This is a genomic window from Methylobacterium segetis (assembly GCF_004348265.1).
Lineage (GTDB): Bacteria > Pseudomonadota > Alphaproteobacteria > Rhizobiales > Beijerinckiaceae > Methylobacterium > Methylobacterium segetis.
In genome coordinates this window covers 57,792-75,362 of record NZ_SMNT01000006.1, presented here as the reverse complement: position 1 = coordinate 75,362, position 17,571 = coordinate 57,792, and the positions used below count along the sequence as shown (strand labels likewise).

The following is a 17,571-nucleotide window of genomic DNA, read 5'->3' as shown; positions in this document are numbered from 1 at the left end:
CTCTCTAAACGAGCACCGGCCCCGCCGCCCTCACGACGCGCGGCCGCTGCCGCCGGTGGATCCATGCCCGACCTGCTCCTCGAACTCCGCTCCGAAGAGATCCCCGCCCGCATGCAGCGGCGCGCGGCCGAGGACCTGCGCAAGCTCGTCACCGACGCCCTCGTCGAGCGCGGCTTCCTCTACGAGGGGGCCAAGGCCTTCGCGACGCCCCGCCGCCTCGCCCTGCACGTCGCCGGCCTGCCGCCCCGCGGCGAGGCCGTGCGCGAGGAGCGCCGCGGGCCGCGCGTCGGCGCGCCGGACGCCGCGGTCCAGGGCTTCCTCAAGAGCGCGGGGCTCGCGAGCCTCGACGAGGCCACCACCGTCACCGACCCGAAGAAGGGCGAATTCTACCTCGCGGTGATCGAGCGGCCGGGCCGCGAGACGCTCGACGTGCTGGCCGAGATCCTGCCCCAGATCATCCGCGCCTTCCCCTGGCCGAAATCGATGCGCTGGGGACGCGCGTCGGCCCAGGCCGGCGCCCTGCGCTGGGTGCGCCCGCTGCAATCCATCGTCGCCACCTTCGGGCCGGAGACCGAGACGCCGGACATCGTGCCCTTCTCGGTCGACGGGATCGCGGCCGGGACGCTCACCTACGGGCACCGCTTCCTCGCGCCCGACGCCTTCGAGGTGCGCCGCTTCGACGATTACGCGCCGAGCCTGGAGCGCGCCAAGGTCGTGCTCGACGCCGACCGGCGGAAGGACATCATCCTGCACGATGCCCGCGACCTCGCCTTCGCCCGCGGGCTCGACCTCGTCGAGGACGAGGGCCTGCTGGAGGAGGTCGCGGGCCTCGTGGAATGGCCCGTCGTGCTGATGGGCTCGTTCGACGAGAGCTTCCTCGACATCCCGCCTGAGGCGATCCGCGCCACGATCCGCGCCAACCAGAAGTGCTTCGTGCTGCGCAAGGGCGGCTCCGACCAGCTGGCGCCGGCCTTCATCCTGGTCTCGAACCTCGTGGCGAGCGACGGCGGCGCGGCCATCACCGCCGGCAACGAGCGCGTGGTGCGGGCGCGGCTCTCGGACGCGAAGTTCTTCTGGGAGACCGACAAGGCGGTACGGCTCGAGGACCGCCTGCCGAAGCTCGACACGATCGTGTTTCACGAGAAGCTCGGCACGCAGGGCGAGCGGGTCGCGCGGATCGCGGCTCTGGCGCGCGCGATCGCGCCCCGCGTCGGGGCCGACCCGGATCCGGCCGAGCGCGCGGCGCGCCTCGCCAAGGCCGACCTCGTGACCGAGATGGTCGGCGAGTTCCCCGAGCTCCAGGGCCTGATGGGGCGCACCTACGCCCACCTCCAGGGCGAGCCGGACGCTGTCTGCGCCGCGATCGAGGAGCATTACAAGCCGCTCGGGCCCACCGACCGCGTCCCGTCCGATCCGGTCTCCGTGGCGGTGGCGCTCGCCGACAAGCTCGACACCCTGGTCGGCTTCTGGGCGATCGACGAGAAGCCGACGGGGAGCAAGGACCCGTACGCGCTGCGCCGCGCGGCGCTCGGCATCATCCGGCTCGTCGTCACCGGCGCCTTCCGCCTGCGCCTCGCCGACGCCTTCCGGCAGGCGGGCTCCGGCCATGCCGGGGCTGGGGGACTGAGCGAGGAGGCCGGCGCGGATCTCCTTGCCTTCTTCGCCGATCGCCTGAAGGTCTATCTCCGCGACCAGGGTGCCCGGCACGACCTGATCGACGCCGTCTTCGCCCTGCCCGGCCAGGACGACCTCCTGATGATCGTCCGGCGGGTCGAGGCGCTGGGCACGTTCCTCGACAGCGACGACGGCCGCAACCTCCTCGCAGGGGCGAAGCGCGCGGCCAACATCCTGCGCATCGAGGAGAAGAAGGATGGGCGCGCCTACGACGCGGCGCCCGATGCCGCCCTCATCGCGAAGGGCGAGCCGGAGGAGCGGGCGCTGGCCGACGCTCTCGCCGAGGCGCGGGCGGCGGCCTCCGCCGCCGTTTCGGCGGAGGATTTCGAGGGCGCGATGCGGGCGCTCTCGACGCTGCGCGCGCCGGTCGACGCCTTCTTCGACAAGGTCACGGTGAATGCCGAGGATCCGGCTCTGCGGGCGAACCGCCTCGCCCTCCTCAACGCCCTGCGCGCCGCGACGCGCGAGGTCGCCGACTTCTCGAAGATCGAAGGCTAGAGCGTCCTGCGATCGCCGGCCAACGGCCGAGTCGGATAGTGCGTTGGTCGGGTGAAGAATCCGATGCCGTCCTCACCCCTCTCTGTTGATCTGCGCGAGCGTGCTGTGTCCGCCGTCCTGGCGGGCGCGACCTGCCGGCACGTTGGCGAGCGGTTCGGGGTGAGCGCACACAGCGTCAGCCTCTGGTACGTCCGCCATCTTCAAGATGGGAATGCCCGGCCCAAGCGGATGGGCGCCGACTAGCGCTTGCACGTCATCGAGGCCCATGCCCCGCAGATCCTGAGGCTGTGTCAGGAGCGCGGCAACATCGTGCTGGCGGAGCGAGGCGTCACCACCAGCACCGGCAGCCTGTCGCGCGTCCCGGCCCGTCATCGCATCATCCGCAAAAAGCGGCTCTCCACGCAGCGGAGCAGGACCGGCCGGATGTCGCAGAGGCCCGTCAGGCGCGGTTCGAGGGTCAACGCGACCTCGATCCCGACCCTCTGATGTTCATCGACGAGACGGCGGCCTCGGCCGGGATGGCACCGCGATGCGACCCTCCCGGGCGAACCGCCCGGACCACCGGCTCGCGCCGGCTCGACAGACCCCGAAGCGCTCGTCTGCTTAGTGCTGGGACGCGACTGCCTCAACGGCATGGATCGTGCTGACGCAGATCTTGACGAATTCACGCGCGAATGCAATTCATAACTATTCATACTCACCGGATGTCAGTAAAATGGCGAGCGCAACCGAAAAGCAATCTCAAAAAGGCGGTCAATCAAACGTTGAGAGTTTAGCAAAATTGGTAAAAACTCCCGTCAAGGAGATCATCAAAGGATCTGACAAGAGGGATTTCTGGCAGGCTATGGTCAAAAAGGGCACATCCGAAGCTGTCAAAGCCGGATTGGTCAACGCAGGCCTTTCAGCGAACACGAGCGAGGGCATCGCCGATCAATACACCGTCGCCTATGAGCTCGTCCTCGCAGCGAAGAAGGGTAAAGGCAAGATCAGCCCAGGGAAGCTGGCCGAAATACTGGCTATGAAAGGGCTCGGAATCGCAAAGATCGCGGATAAGAACAACATTATGAAGTGCGGAATATCCGCAGGATACGTTGGCATCAGCGCGTCGAAAACAGTCGGCCTCTTGGTGGCGACCGAAGCGAGTGGAGGAGCAACGGGAGGAGCGCTCATCGCGGAAGTCGGCGAATTGATGTATGCCGTCTACCAGATGGACGAAAGCTGCGGAATATCGAAAACCGTTAAATCGAAGATCGACTCGGCAGCACAATCGGCGGCCTCTTCGATGTATTACGGCGTCATGGAGGCGTTGAGCAGGGGCAGCCTTTAGGACGTTCGGTAAATCACGTGCAAACCGGAGCTTGCTTGCGCCTGCCAGCCAAGCAGATCAGCGATGTGATCGCTCCCCTGCATCAAACCGCGTCGACGTAGCGCCTCGCTGCCGACGGCGAGCAACTCGGCTTTCGCTGGGCTCGGAAGGTTGTCGCGCATCGCGGCCATCCACGCGGGCGATGCGCTGCATGCGGCAATCAGGCAATCCCTCGATACGGTTTGCAAGACCGCTGGGATGATTGTCCGGCTGCAGGTTCCCACCGGTCGGCTGCGTTTCGGTTCGATCGAGCAGTGCGATCAGGCGGCGCGTCCGCCGCTCAGAACCAGCCCTTCACCTTGAAATAGACCATCGGGACGAGCGCGCTCGTCGCGATGAGGGCGAGGCCGTAGGGGTAGCCGTAGATCCAGTCGAGCTCCGGCATGTGCTTGAAGTTCATGCCGTACATCGACGCGATCAGGGTCGGCGGCACGCCCACCACCGAGACCACCGTCAGGATCCGGAAGGTGTTGTTCTGCTCCATGTTGATGAGCCCGAGGGTCGCGTCGAGCAGGAACTGAACGTTGCCGGTGAGCCGCGTCTCGAACTCGTCGAGCGAGGCGATGTCGCGCTGGATCGTCTCGAAGCGCGCATCCGCATCGCCCTCGATGAGGCTGCCGCACTCGGCCGCCACGAAGGGGACGATCCGCTGAAGCCCGAGCAGGCTCGCGCGCAGCTTGCCGAGCGCCTTGCCGCGCCGCCCGACGCTGCGCAGGATCCGCCGCAACGCGATGTCCCGCCGCCGCGGGGCCTTGCGGTCGTCCGGGCGGGCACCCGGCCGCGCGCTCGTGTCGAAGTCGAACACCCGCGTGGAGAGGGCGTCGAGGTCGGCGGCCATCTCCTCGAGGGCGTCGGCGAGGCTGTCGACGAGCTCCTCCATCAGCAGCAGGAAGATCTCGATGCTCGTGGCCGACGGGCCGTCGCCGTTGGAGAGGCGGGACTTCACCTCCGCGAAGGCCCGCAGGTCGTGGAATCGCACGGTGACGAGCCGGTCCTTCGTCAGCACGAAGCCGAGGGGTTTCAGCTGCGAATCGGCCTGGTCGAAGGTGATCATCGGCGTCGAGAGCGAGAGGCCGTTGCGCAGGCGCCTGAGGCGGCTCGAACTCTCGACTTCGCTGAGCGCCTGGCGCGAGGGACCGCGCAGGCCCGTCGTCTCCTCGACGAGCTCGGCCTCCTCCGCGCTCGGATCCGCGAGATCGATCCAGATCGCCTGGGGCGGCAGGTCGGCGGGCCGCGGCGTCGCGGCGTGCTCGACCGCGCCCTCGGGTCCGTGGAGGCTCAGCATGGGGTCAGGATTTCCGTGGAGAGTGGACAGGATTCGACATTTCGCCGTCATCCCCGGCCGATAAGGCTGCGCCTGCCTTGACTCGAAAAACGCACGCGCCTATCTCGCGGCCAGCTTTGGCACTCGACACCCGAGAGTGCTAACAGCCTGGGTTCGAGCCGGCTCCGACCGCTTGAACGCCACCTGCGAATTCGAAGCAAGAGGGCAGCTCATGAAGTTCCGTCCGCTGCACGACCGTGTCGTCGTCCGCCGCATCGAGGGCGAAGAGAAGACCAAGGGCGGCATCATCATCCCGGATACCGCCAAGGAGAAGCCGCAGGAGGGCGAGGTCGTCGCCGTCGGTCCGGGTTCCCGCGACGAGCAGGGCCGTGTCAACGCGCTCGACGTGAAGGCGGGCGACCGGGTGCTCTTCGGCAAGTGGTCCGGCACCGAGGTCAAGATCGACGGTCAGGACCTCCTGATCATGAAGGAATCCGACATCATGGGCGTCGTCGCCTGAGGGCGGCCCGACCCACGGTTTCCTGAAGGACGCCCTTCGAGGCCGCCTGCGGGCGGCGCCTCGGGGCTCTCATCCATTCCAACCTAAGGATCTCTGCACATGGCAGCGAAAGACGTACGTTTCTCGTCCGATGCCCGCGAGAAGATGCTGCGCGGCGTCGACATCCTCGCCGACGCGGTGAAGGTGACGCTCGGCCCCAAGGGCCGCAACGTCGTGATCGAGAAGAGCTTCGGCGCCCCCCGGATCACCAAGGACGGCGTCACCGTCGCCAAGGAGATCGAGCTCGCCGACAAGTTCGAGAACATGGGCGCCCAGATGGTGCGCGAAGTGGCCTCGAAGACCAACGACATCGCGGGTGACGGCACCACCACCGCGACCGTGCTGGCCCAGGCGATCGTCCGCGAGGGCGCCAAGTACGTCGCCGCCGGCATGAACCCGATGGACCTGAAGCGCGGCATCGACCTCGCCACCCAGGCCGCCGTGAAGGACATCACGAGCCGCGCCAAGAAGGTCGCCTCGTCGGAAGAGGTCGCCCAGGTCGGCACGATCTCGTCGAACGGCGACATCGAGATCGGCGAGATGATCGCCCACGCCATGCAGAAGGTAGGCAACGAAGGCGTCATCACGGTCGAGGAGGCGAAGACCGCCGAGACCGAGCTCGACGTCGTCGAGGGCATGCAGTTCGACCGCGGCTACCTCTCCCCGTACTTCATCACGAACGCGGAGAAGATGGTCGCCGAGCTCGACGACCCCTACATCCTGATCCACGAGAAGAAGCTCTCCTCGCTGCAGGCGATGCTCCCGGTTCTCGAGGCCGTGGTGCAGACGGGCAAGCCGCTCCTCATCATCGCCGAGGACATCGAGGGCGAGGCGCTCGCCACCCTCGTCGTGAACAAGCTGCGCGGCGGCCTCAAGGTCGCGGCCGTCAAGGCTCCGGGCTTCGGTGACCGCCGCAAGGCCATGCTCGAGGACATCGCGATCCTGACCTCCGGTCAGATGATCGCCGAGGATCTCGGCATCAAGCTCGAGAACGTGACCCTCCCGATGCTCGGCCGCGCCAAGCGCGTTCGCATCGAGAAGGAGAACACCACGATCATCGACGGCGCTGGCGAGAAGGCCGACATCGAGGCCCGCGTCGGGCAGATCAAGGCGCAGATCGAGGAGACCACCTCGGACTACGACCGCGAGAAGCTGCAGGAGCGTCTGGCCAAGCTCGCGGGCGGCGTCGCGGTGATCCGCGTCGGCGGCGCGACCGAGGTCGAGGTCAAGGAAAAGAAGGACCGCGTCGACGACGCCCTCAACGCCACCCGCGCCGCGGTGGAAGAGGGCATCGTGCCGGGCGGCGGCACCGCGCTGCTGCGCGCCAAGAAGGCGGTTGCCGCCCTCAAGAGCGACAACGCGGACGTCTCGGCCGGCATCAAGATCGTCCTGAAGGCGCTTGAGGCCCCCCTGCGCCAGATCGCCCAGAACGCGGGCGTCGAGGGCTCGATCGTCGTCGGCAAGATCACCGACAACACGGGCTCCGAGACCTACGGCTTCAACGCCCAGACCGAAGAGTACGTGGACATGATCCAGGCGGGCATCGTCGACCCGGCCAAGGTCGTGCGCACGGCGCTCCAGGACGCGGCCTCGGTCGCCGGCCTCCTCGTCACCACCGAGGCGATGGTTGCCGACGCTCCGAAGAAGGACGCGCCTCCCCCGATGCCGGGCGGCGGCGGCATGGGCGGCATGGACTTCTAAGTCCACCGACCCGGATCGACCGAAGGAGGGGCTGCCGAGAGGCGGCCCCTTTTTCACGTCAGCGGCCACGCGCCTTGAGAAGTGGATCTCATAGTAGAGACAGACTATGCTCGAGCTGCTCAAAAATATTTGGGACCGAAGTGTAAATGAAGGTGGCGTTGTTCATGGCGCACCTTTGCTTTTCGCTATTTCAGTGTTCTTTTTGACTTCTGTCGCCGCTATTTCGGTTTGGACAGTAATTAATTGGTCTTACTCCAGTCGCATGGAAAGTCTGGAAGGACGGCTGAAGCTAAAAGACGATCAGATTGCAGATTATAAAGAAAAACTAAGCGGAGCAACGCCGTTAGAAGCGAAACAACGTATTGATGCGCTAGAATATCAGATTAAAGCGTTATCACCTCGACGTATTAGCAGCGATCAAAAACAAATTATTATCAATAATCTTGCAGGAATTAAATCAATCGTTAGTATTGCGCAAGATATGGCAGCGCCGGACGCAAAACAACTTTCTGCAGATCTTGCTGCTGCATTCCGAGGGGCTGGTTGGGGTGTGATGCTCCCCATGGTACTTGGTCCAAGCAATGTTCCGCCGAGCGGGATAGCGCTTCGAGTGCGCGACGCAAATGCGTTACAACCGATCGAGGTTAGAGCTCGTTCCGCTCTTCAAGCTGCAGGAATTGAGTTTGAAGTGCAGGGAGGAATGCGCCGTACTAATTTACAGAACACACCTCAAGACTCGAAATATTCCTCAATCTCTCACGAACCAGACCCAGAAGTTGAGATTTTAGTAACAACAAGATCAAATTGATCATAATTGTGAAATATTACCTTAGCATCTATTTGTTCTGGAATGAAAATGTGGAAATGATACTCTCTAGTTGTTTCTGGTTACCCCGCCCGTCGCGAGCAGCGCAGGTAGGATGAGGTGCCCTTCCCGCTCGACCAGGTCAGGCGGTCGCCATCCACGTGGAGGCGGACCTGCGAGGACCAGCGGCGTCCGCGGTCGCTGCACTCCGCTCCCATGACCCAGGCATTGCCGCTGCGTGTGCGGTCGTAGAAGCTGCAGATCGTGCGGCCGGCCCGGGCCCCGTCCGCCGTGATGGTCGCCGGAAGATAGCCCCGGCGCCGCGAGCGCGCCCCGCAGGCGGCCCCGGTCGGTCCCCAGATGCCGATGTAGTCTGGACGCTCGATCGGGGATGAGGCCGGTGCGGCGGCGAGCGGGACCGCCGCCTCCGGCACCGCTCCGCTATTCGTCCCGGCGAGCACGAGGCGGGGGGCGGGCATCGGCGCGGCCTCGGGGGCTCGCGCCTCGGGCCGCGGCAGGCCGGACGGGCGCATGAGCTCGGGCGGCATCGCGAAGGTGGCGGAATCCACGGGGATCGGGCCGCTCAAGGGGCGCGGCGCGGTCTGGCGAAGGGGCAGATCCTCGGCGAGGAAGAGCACGCTGTAGCTGAACAGGGCGCCCCAGCCGGCCGCGAGCACGAGCAGCATCGCGAGCCAGCGCATCGACCCACCGCGGATGTCGTGCGCGGCGACCCCGACCACGCCTCCACCCGGCCCGGTCAGGACCGGATCGGTTCCCGCCGCCATCTCGGCTCCCCCCGCTTCGTCCCCGCCGATCGGGCCGCTCCTGCGGCGACCGATCGTCGCTCCCGACGCCCCTCTCCCCGGCGCTCGACCGGCTCGCGGGCACACGAGCCGGTTGACCTTCGCTCATCACGTCCGGTCACGACCGCGACCTCCGATACCGGAGACTCATAGACACGCAGAAGTAGATATCACACGTCACGCACCGGTTAGACCGACGAATCGAGATCTTAAGCGGTATCTCGCCGTTCTCGAAATCCCCTAAATCCTCAGATTGCGGCGAGCGCGCGGCGGCCTTCTGCGACCCCTTCCCGCTGAGGCCGGAAACTGCCATGCTTCCGGCCCCGATCCTGCCCCAAGGCGCCCGACCGACACCGATGAGACGCCCTGCCCTCGCCCTGATGCTCGGCATCGCGACGACGATGCCGGCGTTCGGGCAGATCCGGTCCGCGACGCCCCGGATGACCTGCGGCGACGTCATCAACCTCGTGAAGGCCGAGGGCGCGATCGTGCTCAACACGGGCAGCGGCGCCGAGCGCCTCGTGCGGGACCGCAGCTTCTGCGAGTTCACCGAGATCGCCGAGCTCCGGTTCCTGCCGACCCGCGACAACCCGCAATGTCCGGTCGGGTACCGCTGCCGCGAGCCGGGCTTCGAGGACTGGGACTGGCCGTGAGGGCAGCCGCCCCGAGAAGGGGCCGGCCCGCAACGGGATAGGGGCGGCGCGCGGGGCCGCGCATGACCAAAAATTCACGGGACAGGGGCCGCCCCACGCCACTATCTCGCCACGAGCCGCCGTCACTGCCGGCTCGGGCCGTCCTCGCGCGCAACGCGCCGGCCCGGCATCGATCATGGGAGATGAGCGTGGCCGCAATCAGGAGCGGGCTCGGCCTTCAGGCCGCCCTCACCGCGATCTTCGCCCTCGTGCTGCTGGCGGCGCCGGGCGTCCCCTCCCCGCCCCTCTACGTCTCGCTCGCCGGCTTCGTGATGGCGGGCATCCTGCTCGCCTCCGGCAATCTCTCCGCCTATCTCAAGGTCTTCGTCTCGGTCTACGGCATCGGCTACCTGTTCCTGGCCGGCGGCAAGACGCTCGCCGCCATGGGCCTCCTGCCGCCGACGCTCGCGGCCCTCCTGCCGCCCGCCTTTGCCGCCACGGGCGCGGTGGTCTTCGCCGCCATCGTCCTCGGGATCTCCTACCTCGAGCCGATCCGCGCGATCACGCTCATCGCCGATCCCTACTTCGCCTCGCGCAACGAGCCGACGCGCGAGATCGGCCCGTTCCGGTTCTTCGGGGGGACCGAGGGCAAGGTCGGCCAGCGGCTCGTCGCCCTGTCGATCTTCATCACGTTCGCACAGGTGGCGCTGCAATTGCGCCTCAACTTCTGGTTCCGAGACCTGTTCAACGCCCTGCAGGAATACAATGCGGAGGTGTTCTGGTACCAGCTCATCTGGGTGTTCGGGCCGCTCGCCACGATCTGGGTGATCGTCGGCATGTTCGACACCTTCGTCGATGCGAGCCTCCACCTGCGCTGGCGGACCTGGCTGACCCGCAGCCTCTACGAGCGCTGGCTCGACGGGGGCACGCATTACCGCATCCCCTTCACCGGCGAGCACGCGGACAACCCGGATCAGCGCATCCAGTCGGACGTGAACCTGTTCATCTCGCAGACGACGACGCTGTCGATCCGGCTGCTCTCGCAGGCCGCGACGCTCGTCTCCTTCATGGTGATCCTCTGGGGCCTGTCGCGGGACTTCGTGCTGCCCTTCACGGACACGGTGGTCCCGGGGTTCCTCGTCTGGCTCGTCGTCGGCTACGCGGTGATCGGCACCTGGCTGACCCACCTGATCGGCCGCCCGCTCATCGGCCTCGATTTCCGCCAGGAGAAGGTCGAGGCGGATTTCCGCTTCTCCCTTGCCCGCTCGCGCATCTACTCGGAGCAGATCGCGCTGCTGCGCGGCGAGCGCGCCGAGAGCGTGCGCCTCTGGGGCCTCTTCCGCGAGATCATCGACAACTACCTCGGCATCATCTACCGGCGGATCAAGCTCGGCAGCTTCACGCTCTCCTACAGCCAGCTGAGCGTGGTCTTCCCCTATATCCTCGCCGCGCCGTCCTACTTCCTCAAGAAGATCACCCTCGGCCAGTTCCAGCAGACCGGCGACGCCTTCTCCAGCGTGCAATCCTCGCTGTCCTTCTTCATCAACTCCTACGTCACGATCGCGGCCTACAAGGCGAACACCAACCGTCTCGCCTCGTTCAAGCGCGCGATGACGAAGGCCGAGGCCCTGTCGAGTTCCGGATACGGCCTCGTCCAGGGCAACGAGACGAAGCAGGACGTCACCGCCTCGGACCTCGCTCTGGCGCTACCGGACGGCCGCGAGATCGTCGCCGCCGAGAAGCTCGCCATCGCCAAGGGCGCGGCCACCCTGGTGACCGGCCCGTCGGGCTCCGGCAAGTCGACGCTGTTCCGGGCGATCGCGGGCATCTGGCCCTTCGGCAAGGGCCGGGTCGACGTGCCGAAGGACCAGTCGGCCCTGCTCCTGCCGCAGCGGCCCTACCTGCCTCTGGGAACCCTGCGCGGCGCCGTCGTGTACCCGAGCACCGTGGACCAGTTCGCGGATGCCGAGATCCGCGATGCGCTGGTGGCGGCGCAGCTCCCCCAACTGGCCGACCGCCTCGACGAGGTCGATGCCTGGGATCAGCGCCTGTCGGGGGGCGAGCAGCAGCGCCTCGCGATCGCCCGGGCGGTGCTCGCCAAGCCCGACTGGCTGTTCCTCGACGAATCGACCGCGGCCCTCGACGAGGCGAGCGAGGCCGGCATCTACCGCATGCTGCGGGAGCGCCTGCCCGGCACCACGATCGTCTCGATCGGCCACCGCTCCACCCTGCACGAGCACCACGACCGGCGCCTCGACATGCAGGCCGCCAATGACGGCCGCTTCGTGCCGCACGATCTGCGCCAGGCGATTCCGGCGCAGTAAGGGCCGGCTTCCCGGCGGGAGCGAAGCGGCCCCCGTCAGGGTGGCGAGCTAGAGCGGGCGCGCTACACTGGCGCCATGAGTGAGCTTCTCGTCCGCAAATTGAGGGGGTTCGATGCGCTCGACGAGGCGGAGGTCCGCATCCTCCGCGACATCGCGCGCCAAGCCCGCTCGGTCGAGGCGCGCGCCGACATCGTCGAGCAGGGCAGCCGCCCCGGGCACAGCACGCTCATCCTCGACGGGTTGACCGGGCGCTACCGGATCCTCGCGGACGGGCGCCGGCAGATCACGTCGATCGACGTGCCCGGTGACTTCGTCGACCTTCACAGCTTCACGTTGAAGACGATGGATCACGGGGTAGCCGCGCTCTCGCCCTGCCGCGTCGCCATCACGCCGCACGGCGAGCTTCAGCGGATCACCGAGACCCAGCCGCATCTGACCCGCCTGCTCTGGCTGACGACCGTCATCGACGCCGCGATCCATCGCGAGTGGCTCGTCGGCATCGGCCGGATGTCGGCGCTCGAGCGGTTCGCACATCTCATCTGCGAGCTCTACAGCCGGCTCGGAGCCGTCGGGCTGGTGGATGCGGAGGCGCGCAGCTTCACCCTGCCCGTGACCCAGAGCGACGTCGCCGACATGCTCGGGCTGACGAACGTCCACGTGAACCGCACGCTGCAGGAATTGCGGCGGCGCGGCCTGCTGACGTGGCGGGGCCGCACGGTGACGATCCCGGATTGGGCCGGGCTCACCGATGTCGCGCGGTTCGACCCGATCTACCTCCACCAGCACCAGGAACCGCGGTAGCCCCCGCTCCCGACGCGTCGCGGAGCCGCGCCGACGTCAGGCTGCGCGCAGGCGCGAGGCCGCCTCGGCGGCGCGGCGGATCGCGGCGACGTCCGGTTCCCCGGCCGGCACCACCCAGCTTCCGCCGACGCAGAGCACGGGCTTCAGGGCGAGCCATTCGGGAGCCGTCGCCTCGGTAATGCCGCCGGTCGGGCAGAAGCGCACCTGACCGAAAGGCCCGGCCAGCGCCTTCAGCGCCTTGATCCCGCCCGCGGCCTCGGCCGGGACGAACTTGAACCGGCTGAGGCCGTGATCGAGCCCGCGCATGATGTCGGCGGCGTTCGCGACGCCGGGAAGATAGGGGATGCCGCGGTCGAGGGCCGCTTCCGTCAGGGGCGCGGTCAGCCCTGGGCTGACGATGAACCGCGCGCCCGCCTCGATCGCCGCGTCGAGGTCGCGCGCGTTCAGCACCGTGCCGGCCCCGACCACCGCGCCCTCGACCCGCGACATGGCGCGGATCACGTCGAGGGCGGCGGGCGTGCGGAGGGTGACCTCCAGCGCGGTCAGGCCGCCGCCGACCAGCGCCTCGGCGATCGGCTCGGCATGGCGCGCCTCCTCCACGACGAGCACGGGGATCACGGGAACCGAGCGCATCAGGGCGTCGATGTCGGTCATCGGCAGCTTCCTCTCAGGATCGAGAACGGTGCGTGTCAGAGGCCGGCGGCGGCGAGCATGGCCGAGCCGCCCTGTTCCGCGCCGTCCGCGCCGTGGCGCATGAAGGCGAAGAGCTCGCGGCCGGTGCCGGTCGCGGACGGCGGAGGCGAGGCGGCCGCGCGGGCGGAAAATTCCGCCTCCTCGACGAGCACGTCGAGACGCCCCTCCGGCCCGCTCAGGCGCACGATGTCGCCGTCGCGGATCTTCCCGATCGGGCCGCCGCCGATCGCCTCGGGGCTGAGATGGATCGCGGCCGGGACCTTGCCGGAGGCGCCCGACATCCGCCCGTCGGTGACGAGCGCGACCTTGTGCCCGCGATCCTGCAGCACGCCGAGCGGCGGGGTGAGCTTGTGTAGTTCCGGCATGCCGTTCGCCTGCGGCCCCTGGAAGCGCACGACGACGACGACGTCGCGCTCCAGCTCGCCCGCCTTGAACGCCTTCAGCACCTCGTCCTGGTCGGAGAAGACACGGGCCGGCGCCTCGATCGTGCGGCGCTGTTCCTCGACGGCGCTCGTCTTGAACGTGGCGCGGCCGAGATTGCCCTTCACGAGCCGCATCCCGCCATCCGGCTGGAAGGCTTCGGCCGGGCGGCGCAGCATGGTGTCGTCGAAGCTCTGCGCGGGCGCATCCTCGTAGCGGAGATCCTCGCCGTCGAGCTTCGGGTCGCGGGCGTGGTCGCGCAGGGAGGCGCCCGCGACGGTGAGGATGTCGCCGTGCAGGAGACCCGCGTCGAGGAGGCTCGCGATCACGAAGCTCATGCCGCCGGCCGCGTGGAAATGGTTCACGTCGCCCGATCCGTTCGGGTAGACCCGGGCGATCAGCGGCACTACGGCCGAGAGCCGGTCGAAATCCTCCCAGTCGAGGACGATGCCGGCGGCGCGCGCGATGGCCGGCAGGTGGATCGCGTGGTTCGTGGACCCGCCGGTCGCGAGGAGCCCCACCACCGCGTTGACGATCGCCTTCTCGTCGACGCAGCGCCCGAGGGGGCGATAATCGTTGCCGTCCGCCCCGATTTCGGTGAGGCGGTGGATCGCCGCCCGCGTCACGGCCTGGCGCAGCTTCGTGCCCGGGTTGATGAAGGAGGCGCCCGGCATGTGCAGGCCCATCACGTCCATCATCATCTGGTTGGAATTGGCCGTGCCGTAGAAGGTGCAGGTGCCGGCCCCGTGATAGGAGGCGGCCTCCGATTCGAGCAGTTCCTCGCGGCCGACCTTGCCCTCCGCATAGAGCTGGCGGATGCGCTGCTTCTCCTTGTTGGCGAGGCCGGAGGGCATCGGCCCGGCCGGGATCAGGATCGTCGGCAGGTGGCCGAAGCGCAGCGCGCCGATGAGGAGACCCGGCACGATCTTGTCGCAGATGCCGAGCAGGGCCGTGCCGTCGAACATGCCGTGGCTCAGGCCCACCGCCGTCGAGAGGGCGATGATGTCCCGCGAGAACAGGGACAATTCCATGCCGCGCTGACCTTGCGTGACCCCGTCGCACATGGCCGGCGTGCCGCCCGCCACCTGGGCGGTGGCGCCGCGCTCCCGGGCGAAGACCTTGATCTGGTCCGGATAGCGCCCGTAGGGCTGATGCGCGGAGAGCATGTCGTTGTAGGCGGTGACGATGCCGATGTTCATCGCCCGCCCGGAGCGGATCGCGGCCTTGTCCTCGCCGGCCGCGGCGAAGCCGTGGGCGAGGTTGCCGCAGGCGAGCATCGGGCGGTGGACGCCCGCTTCGCGCTCGCGCTCGATCAGGTCGAGATAGGCGCGGCGCGTCCCCCGCGACCGCTCGATCACGCGGTCGGTGACGGCGGCGACCTCGGGATGCATCTCGGTCATTCCTCGTCCTTCCGTCTTGCCTCGGTGAAGGTGCCGCAGCACCTCCCGTTTGAGAACGGTTCTACGCCCGGCCAGCGTCGATGTAAACGTTTACACAAAGCCGGCGCGCGATCCTGTGAACGTTTGGCCGTGCGTCCGATCACAGCCTCCGAGATCGCTTGCAGGTTTGATACCGCACCGGCCTCGCCCTCGGCTTGCACGCGCACGCCTCGTGGGGTGATCTCCTGTCCTGATGGCGCGGTCGACGCCGATCGCGGGAAGAGGATGCACGATGCCGGCCTGCGGACGCCTCTCCCCCTGCCTCGCGGCGCTCCTCCTCTGGATCGCCTCCCCGCCGGTCGCGGCGCAGGATTCGAAGCCTCCCAAACCCGCCGAGGAGGCCCTGACCGAGGCCGTTCAGGCGGAGACCGCAGCGACCCGGCGCGTGATGTTCACCTGCCCGAAGGACGCCCTGCTGACGGTGGAATTCCTGAATTCCGAGCCGGGGCGGCCGGCGGTGGTCCGCCCGGCAGGCGGCGAGCCGGTGACCCTGCAGGCACAGGAGAGCGGATCGGGCTTCCGCTACGGGGACGGACGGCGTGAGCTGCGCGGCAAGGGCCGCGAGGTGATCTGGACGGACCTGTCGGGCAAGCCGGTCGTCTGCACCGAGCAGATGCCGACGCCGCTCGGGACGGAGCCGAAGGAGTGAGGGCCGGGACCGATGGTGCGGACGGCGGGACTCGAACCCGCACGGCCTTGCGGCCGCAAGATTTTAAGTCTGCCGGAAACAGATGCTCCGGCATGCAAGCGATTGCCTGTTGTTGCACAAAGCTCTGAGCTACAACCGTTTTTCGATCCGCGGCTTGCATTACGTTTCGCCAAGTTGCAGGTTCGGTGCCGACACGGTGCCGACACAGGAGCCTTGTCGGCACGCGGCGAGGCGGACGCGATGGCGAGAATCACGAAGCGTTTCGTGGACGCTCTCGGCGAGGAGGAAGCCGGGCGAATCCACAGGGATGATGATCTCCACGGCTTCGCAGTCCGGCGGAACGCGGACGGTTCGCGAACCTATCTGGTGGAGTACCGCGCCGGCCGGGGGCGGTCCTACCCGACCCGCCGTATCTCGCTCGGGCGGCATGGCGCGCTCACGCCGGAGGATGCACGCCGAAGTGCCAAGCAGATCCTGGCGCGAGTCGCGAGCGGCGAAGACCCCGCCGCAGAGCGGGCTCACCACCGCCGCGAGCCCACCGTTCGCGATGCACTGATCACGGCCCTCGAGCAGCACTGGCGGCCCAAGCGGCGCGCCAGCACCGCCAAGGTTTTCGAGGAGATGATCAACCGGACGCTGATCCCGCAGTTCGGCGCGACCCGGCTCAGCGATCTTACCCGGTCGGAGATCCGCCGCTGGCACGCCCAGCAATGTCGTCGCCCGCGTGCGGCGAACCACGAGCTTGCTGTGCTGCGTAAGGCGCTCTCGCTCGCGGTATCGGATGAGTTGATCTCTGATAATCCGGGTCGTGGGATTCCGCTGCACCATGAGGAGGCGCGCGATCGCGTGCCGACCGACGCCGAGTTGCGGGCGGTTTGGAACGAGCTTTCCGCGCCTGAGATGCGCCTTGAGGCGTCGACATTGATCAAGCTGCTGATCCTCACTGGCTGCCGTGTCGGTGAGTGGCAGAACGCGCGATGGTCGGACGTTGATCTACGGGCGGGCCTCCTGAGCCTGCGGCCACTGACCACCAAGGCTGGTGCAAGACACGTCCACCTCTCAAGGCCGGCGGTCGACCTGCTGACTCCACTCCCCCGCCGATCCGACTTCATCCTCTGCAACGATGTCGGCAACGGCCCGATCACGAAGGACATCATCCGCCGAACCTGGGAACGCGTTCGCGAGCGCGCGGGCGCTCCTGACCTGCGCCTGCACGATCTTCGGCACGGCTTCGCGACACGGGGCGCAGCGCTCGGAGCCAACGCTCTGATCCTGAGGGACGCTCTGGGGCACAAGACGCTTGCGATGACCGGACGCTATGTGTCGCGCCAGGATGCGCCGGTGCGTCTGCTGAGCGAGAAGATCGCGGACGACTTGGTCGGGCTTTTCGAGGCTGACAGCGGAGCTGATCCGGCCTCGTCACCCTCGTAGCTGGTCGGGAAGCGGCAGCATGGTGACGCCGAAGACTGGGCGCCCTCGAGGGAGGCCGAGAAAGACCTTATTCGACGATCCTGATCGATACTGGATCGCTTATGCGCTTGCTCTTCAAGCTGCTGGCTGCAGTGAAAACAAGGCCTTCGATTTAGCTGCAGCTCGGGTTTATGGACACGTTGATCGGATCGAAGAAATTGCATCCGGAGAGCTGACCGGCTGGACGAAGGTGAGCGTGTCCAGGGTTGAGAGATCTGCCACCACGATATTTGGTAAGGCGAGCACGCTTCGAAGAAAGACGAACGTCGCCCGAACTGAGATCGAGACGCTCTGGCTCACGCTCCTAGCCCGCGCGTGGATGCAGGCCCTTCTGTCCAAAGATCATGAGCGCAACCGGCTTCATCTTCAGGTGCTCGGAAAGCACCTTGGAGAGGAAGCCTTCGTCGACCGAGTCCTGCTGCCCATACTCGACAAGAAATCTGCGCTGCCCGATTTTTCCCCGAGGGACTGAG

Annotated in this window: 16 protein-coding genes; 12 read left to right on the top strand and 4 right to left on the bottom strand. The window is 67.3% G+C overall.

The annotated features are described in order from the left end of the window. Positions 1 to 63: 63 nt before the first annotated feature. The 3 genes from glyS (at position 64) to E1J50_RS02960 (ending at position 3,499) form a co-directional block, all read left to right on the top strand. Complete coding sequence (gene glyS, locus E1J50_RS02970) at positions 64 to 2,172, top strand: glycine--tRNA ligase subunit beta (protein ID WP_132250249.1); 2,109 nt, start codon at positions 64 to 66, stop codon at positions 2,170 to 2,172. Positions 2,173 to 2,418: 246 nt separating this feature from the next. Then, positions 2,419 to 2,658, top strand: a complete 240-nt coding sequence (locus E1J50_RS28465) for a hypothetical protein (protein WP_132250247.1) — start codon at positions 2,419 to 2,421, stop codon at positions 2,656 to 2,658. Positions 2,659 to 2,812: 154 nt separating this feature from the next. Continuing rightward, on the top strand, positions 2,813 to 3,499 hold the full coding sequence (locus tag E1J50_RS02960) for a hypothetical protein (protein WP_132250245.1): 687 nt from the start codon (positions 2,813 to 2,815) through the stop codon (positions 3,497 to 3,499). 319 nt (positions 3,500 to 3,818) lie between these two features. Here the strand turns inward: E1J50_RS02960 and E1J50_RS02955 are convergent, their stop codons facing one another. Continuing rightward, complete coding sequence (locus E1J50_RS02955; protein WP_132250243.1) at positions 3,819 to 4,823, bottom strand: magnesium transporter CorA family protein; 1,005 nt, start codon at positions 4,821 to 4,823, stop codon at positions 3,819 to 3,821. 211 nt (positions 4,824 to 5,034) lie between these two features. Between E1J50_RS02955 and groES the strand changes: the two genes are divergently transcribed. The 3 genes from groES to E1J50_RS02940 all read left to right on the top strand — a co-directional run bounded on the left by groES (position 5,035) and on the right by E1J50_RS02940 (position 7,870). Next, complete coding sequence (groES, locus tag E1J50_RS02950; RefSeq protein WP_132250241.1) at positions 5,035 to 5,322, top strand: co-chaperone GroES; 288 nt, start codon at positions 5,035 to 5,037, stop codon at positions 5,320 to 5,322. Positions 5,323 to 5,421: 99 nt separating this feature from the next. After that, positions 5,422 to 7,062, top strand: a complete 1,641-nt coding sequence (gene groL / locus E1J50_RS02945; protein ID WP_132250239.1) for a chaperonin GroEL — start codon at positions 5,422 to 5,424, stop codon at positions 7,060 to 7,062. Positions 7,063 to 7,168: 106 nt separating this feature from the next. After that, a complete protein-coding gene (locus tag E1J50_RS02940; RefSeq protein WP_132250237.1) occupies positions 7,169 to 7,870 on the top strand; it encodes a hypothetical protein in 702 nt (233 codons plus the stop codon). Positions 7,871 to 7,950: 80 nt separating this feature from the next. Here E1J50_RS02940 and E1J50_RS02935 read toward each other — a convergent pair whose 3' ends face one another. Further along, complete coding sequence (locus E1J50_RS02935; protein WP_245516400.1) at positions 7,951 to 8,652, bottom strand: peptidase inhibitor family I36 protein; 702 nt, start codon at positions 8,650 to 8,652, stop codon at positions 7,951 to 7,953. A gap of 329 nt (positions 8,653 to 8,981) precedes the next feature. On the opposite strand from E1J50_RS02935, the gene E1J50_RS02930 reads away from it, so the two are divergent. The 3 genes from E1J50_RS02930 (at position 8,982) to E1J50_RS02920 (ending at position 12,427) form a co-directional block, all read left to right on the top strand. Further along, positions 8,982 to 9,323 (top strand): hypothetical protein, encoded by a 342-nt coding sequence (locus E1J50_RS02930; protein ID WP_405029780.1) that lies wholly within the window; start codon positions 8,982 to 8,984, stop codon positions 9,321 to 9,323. 188 nt (positions 9,324 to 9,511) lie between these two features. Further along, the gene (locus E1J50_RS02925; protein WP_132250233.1) at positions 9,512 to 11,626 is read left to right on the top strand and encodes an ABC transporter ATP-binding protein/permease; all 2,115 of its coding nucleotides are present in this window, start codon (positions 9,512 to 9,514) and stop codon (positions 11,624 to 11,626) included. A gap of 75 nt (positions 11,627 to 11,701) precedes the next feature. Beyond that, positions 11,702 to 12,427 carry a Crp/Fnr family transcriptional regulator gene (locus E1J50_RS02920; protein WP_132250231.1) on the top strand — a complete coding sequence of 242 codons (726 nt, stop codon included), beginning with the start codon at positions 11,702 to 11,704 and terminating at the stop codon, positions 12,425 to 12,427. 36 nt (positions 12,428 to 12,463) lie between these two features. On the opposite strand, the gene eda is transcribed toward E1J50_RS02920, so the two are convergent. Next, positions 12,464 to 13,081, bottom strand: coding sequence for a bifunctional 4-hydroxy-2-oxoglutarate aldolase/2-dehydro-3-deoxy-phosphogluconate aldolase (gene eda / locus E1J50_RS02915; protein ID WP_132250229.1), 618 nt, complete (start codon positions 13,079 to 13,081; stop codon positions 12,464 to 12,466). A gap of 35 nt (positions 13,082 to 13,116) precedes the next feature. Next, positions 13,117 to 14,940, bottom strand: a complete 1,824-nt coding sequence (edd, locus tag E1J50_RS02910; protein WP_132250227.1) for a phosphogluconate dehydratase — start codon at positions 14,938 to 14,940, stop codon at positions 13,117 to 13,119. A gap of 271 nt (positions 14,941 to 15,211) precedes the next feature. Between edd and E1J50_RS27935 the strand changes: the two genes are divergently transcribed. The 3 genes from E1J50_RS27935 to E1J50_RS02895 all read left to right on the top strand — a co-directional run bounded on the left by E1J50_RS27935 (position 15,212) and on the right by E1J50_RS02895 (position 17,570). Continuing rightward, the gene (locus E1J50_RS27935) at positions 15,212 to 15,628 is read left to right on the top strand and encodes an MliC family protein (RefSeq protein WP_245516399.1); all 417 of its coding nucleotides are present in this window, start codon (positions 15,212 to 15,214) and stop codon (positions 15,626 to 15,628) included. A 240-nt stretch (positions 15,629 to 15,868) separates the two neighbouring features. Further along, on the top strand, positions 15,869 to 17,059 hold the full coding sequence (locus tag E1J50_RS02900; protein WP_165937757.1) for a tyrosine-type recombinase/integrase: 1,191 nt from the start codon (positions 15,869 to 15,871) through the stop codon (positions 17,057 to 17,059). A gap of 19 nt (positions 17,060 to 17,078) precedes the next feature. Next, positions 17,079 to 17,570, top strand: a complete 492-nt coding sequence (locus E1J50_RS02895; protein WP_132250223.1) for a hypothetical protein — start codon at positions 17,079 to 17,081, stop codon at positions 17,568 to 17,570. Position 17,571: the final 1 nt, after the last annotated feature.

What these genes read in the sequence shown, in the direction of transcription:
- glyS (WP_132250249.1), top strand. Translation starts at nt 64, where the DNA reads ATGCCCGACCTGCTCCTCGAACTCCGCTCCGAAGAGATCCCCGCCCGC.
- E1J50_RS02900 (WP_165937757.1), top strand. Translation starts at nt 15,869, where the DNA reads ATGGCGAGAATCACGAAGCGTTTCGTGGACGCTCTCGGCGAGGAGGAA.
- E1J50_RS02940 (WP_132250237.1), top strand. Translation starts at nt 7,169, where the DNA reads ATGCTCGAGCTGCTCAAAAATATTTGGGACCGAAGTGTAAATGAAGGT.
- E1J50_RS02930 (WP_405029780.1), top strand. Translation starts at nt 8,982, where the DNA reads ATGCTTCCGGCCCCGATCCTGCCCCAAGGCGCCCGACCGACACCGATG.
- groES (WP_132250241.1), top strand. Translation starts at nt 5,035, where the DNA reads ATGAAGTTCCGTCCGCTGCACGACCGTGTCGTCGTCCGCCGCATCGAG.
- E1J50_RS02935 (WP_245516400.1), bottom strand. Translation starts at nt 8,652, where the DNA reads ATGGCGGCGGGAACCGATCCGGTCCTGACCGGGCCGGGTGGAGGCGTG.
- E1J50_RS02955 (WP_132250243.1), bottom strand. Translation starts at nt 4,823, where the DNA reads ATGCTGAGCCTCCACGGACCCGAGGGCGCGGTCGAGCACGCCGCGACG.
- edd (WP_132250227.1), bottom strand. Translation starts at nt 14,940, where the DNA reads ATGACCGAGATGCATCCCGAGGTCGCCGCCGTCACCGACCGCGTGATC.
- groL (WP_132250239.1), top strand. Translation starts at nt 5,422, where the DNA reads ATGGCAGCGAAAGACGTACGTTTCTCGTCCGATGCCCGCGAGAAGATG.
- E1J50_RS02895 (WP_132250223.1), top strand. Translation starts at nt 17,079, where the DNA reads ATGGTGACGCCGAAGACTGGGCGCCCTCGAGGGAGGCCGAGAAAGACC.
- eda (WP_132250229.1), bottom strand. Translation starts at nt 13,081, where the DNA reads ATGACCGACATCGACGCCCTGATGCGCTCGGTTCCCGTGATCCCCGTG.
- E1J50_RS02920 (WP_132250231.1), top strand. Translation starts at nt 11,702, where the DNA reads ATGAGTGAGCTTCTCGTCCGCAAATTGAGGGGGTTCGATGCGCTCGAC.
- E1J50_RS27935 (WP_245516399.1), top strand. Translation starts at nt 15,212, where the DNA reads ATGCCGGCCTGCGGACGCCTCTCCCCCTGCCTCGCGGCGCTCCTCCTC.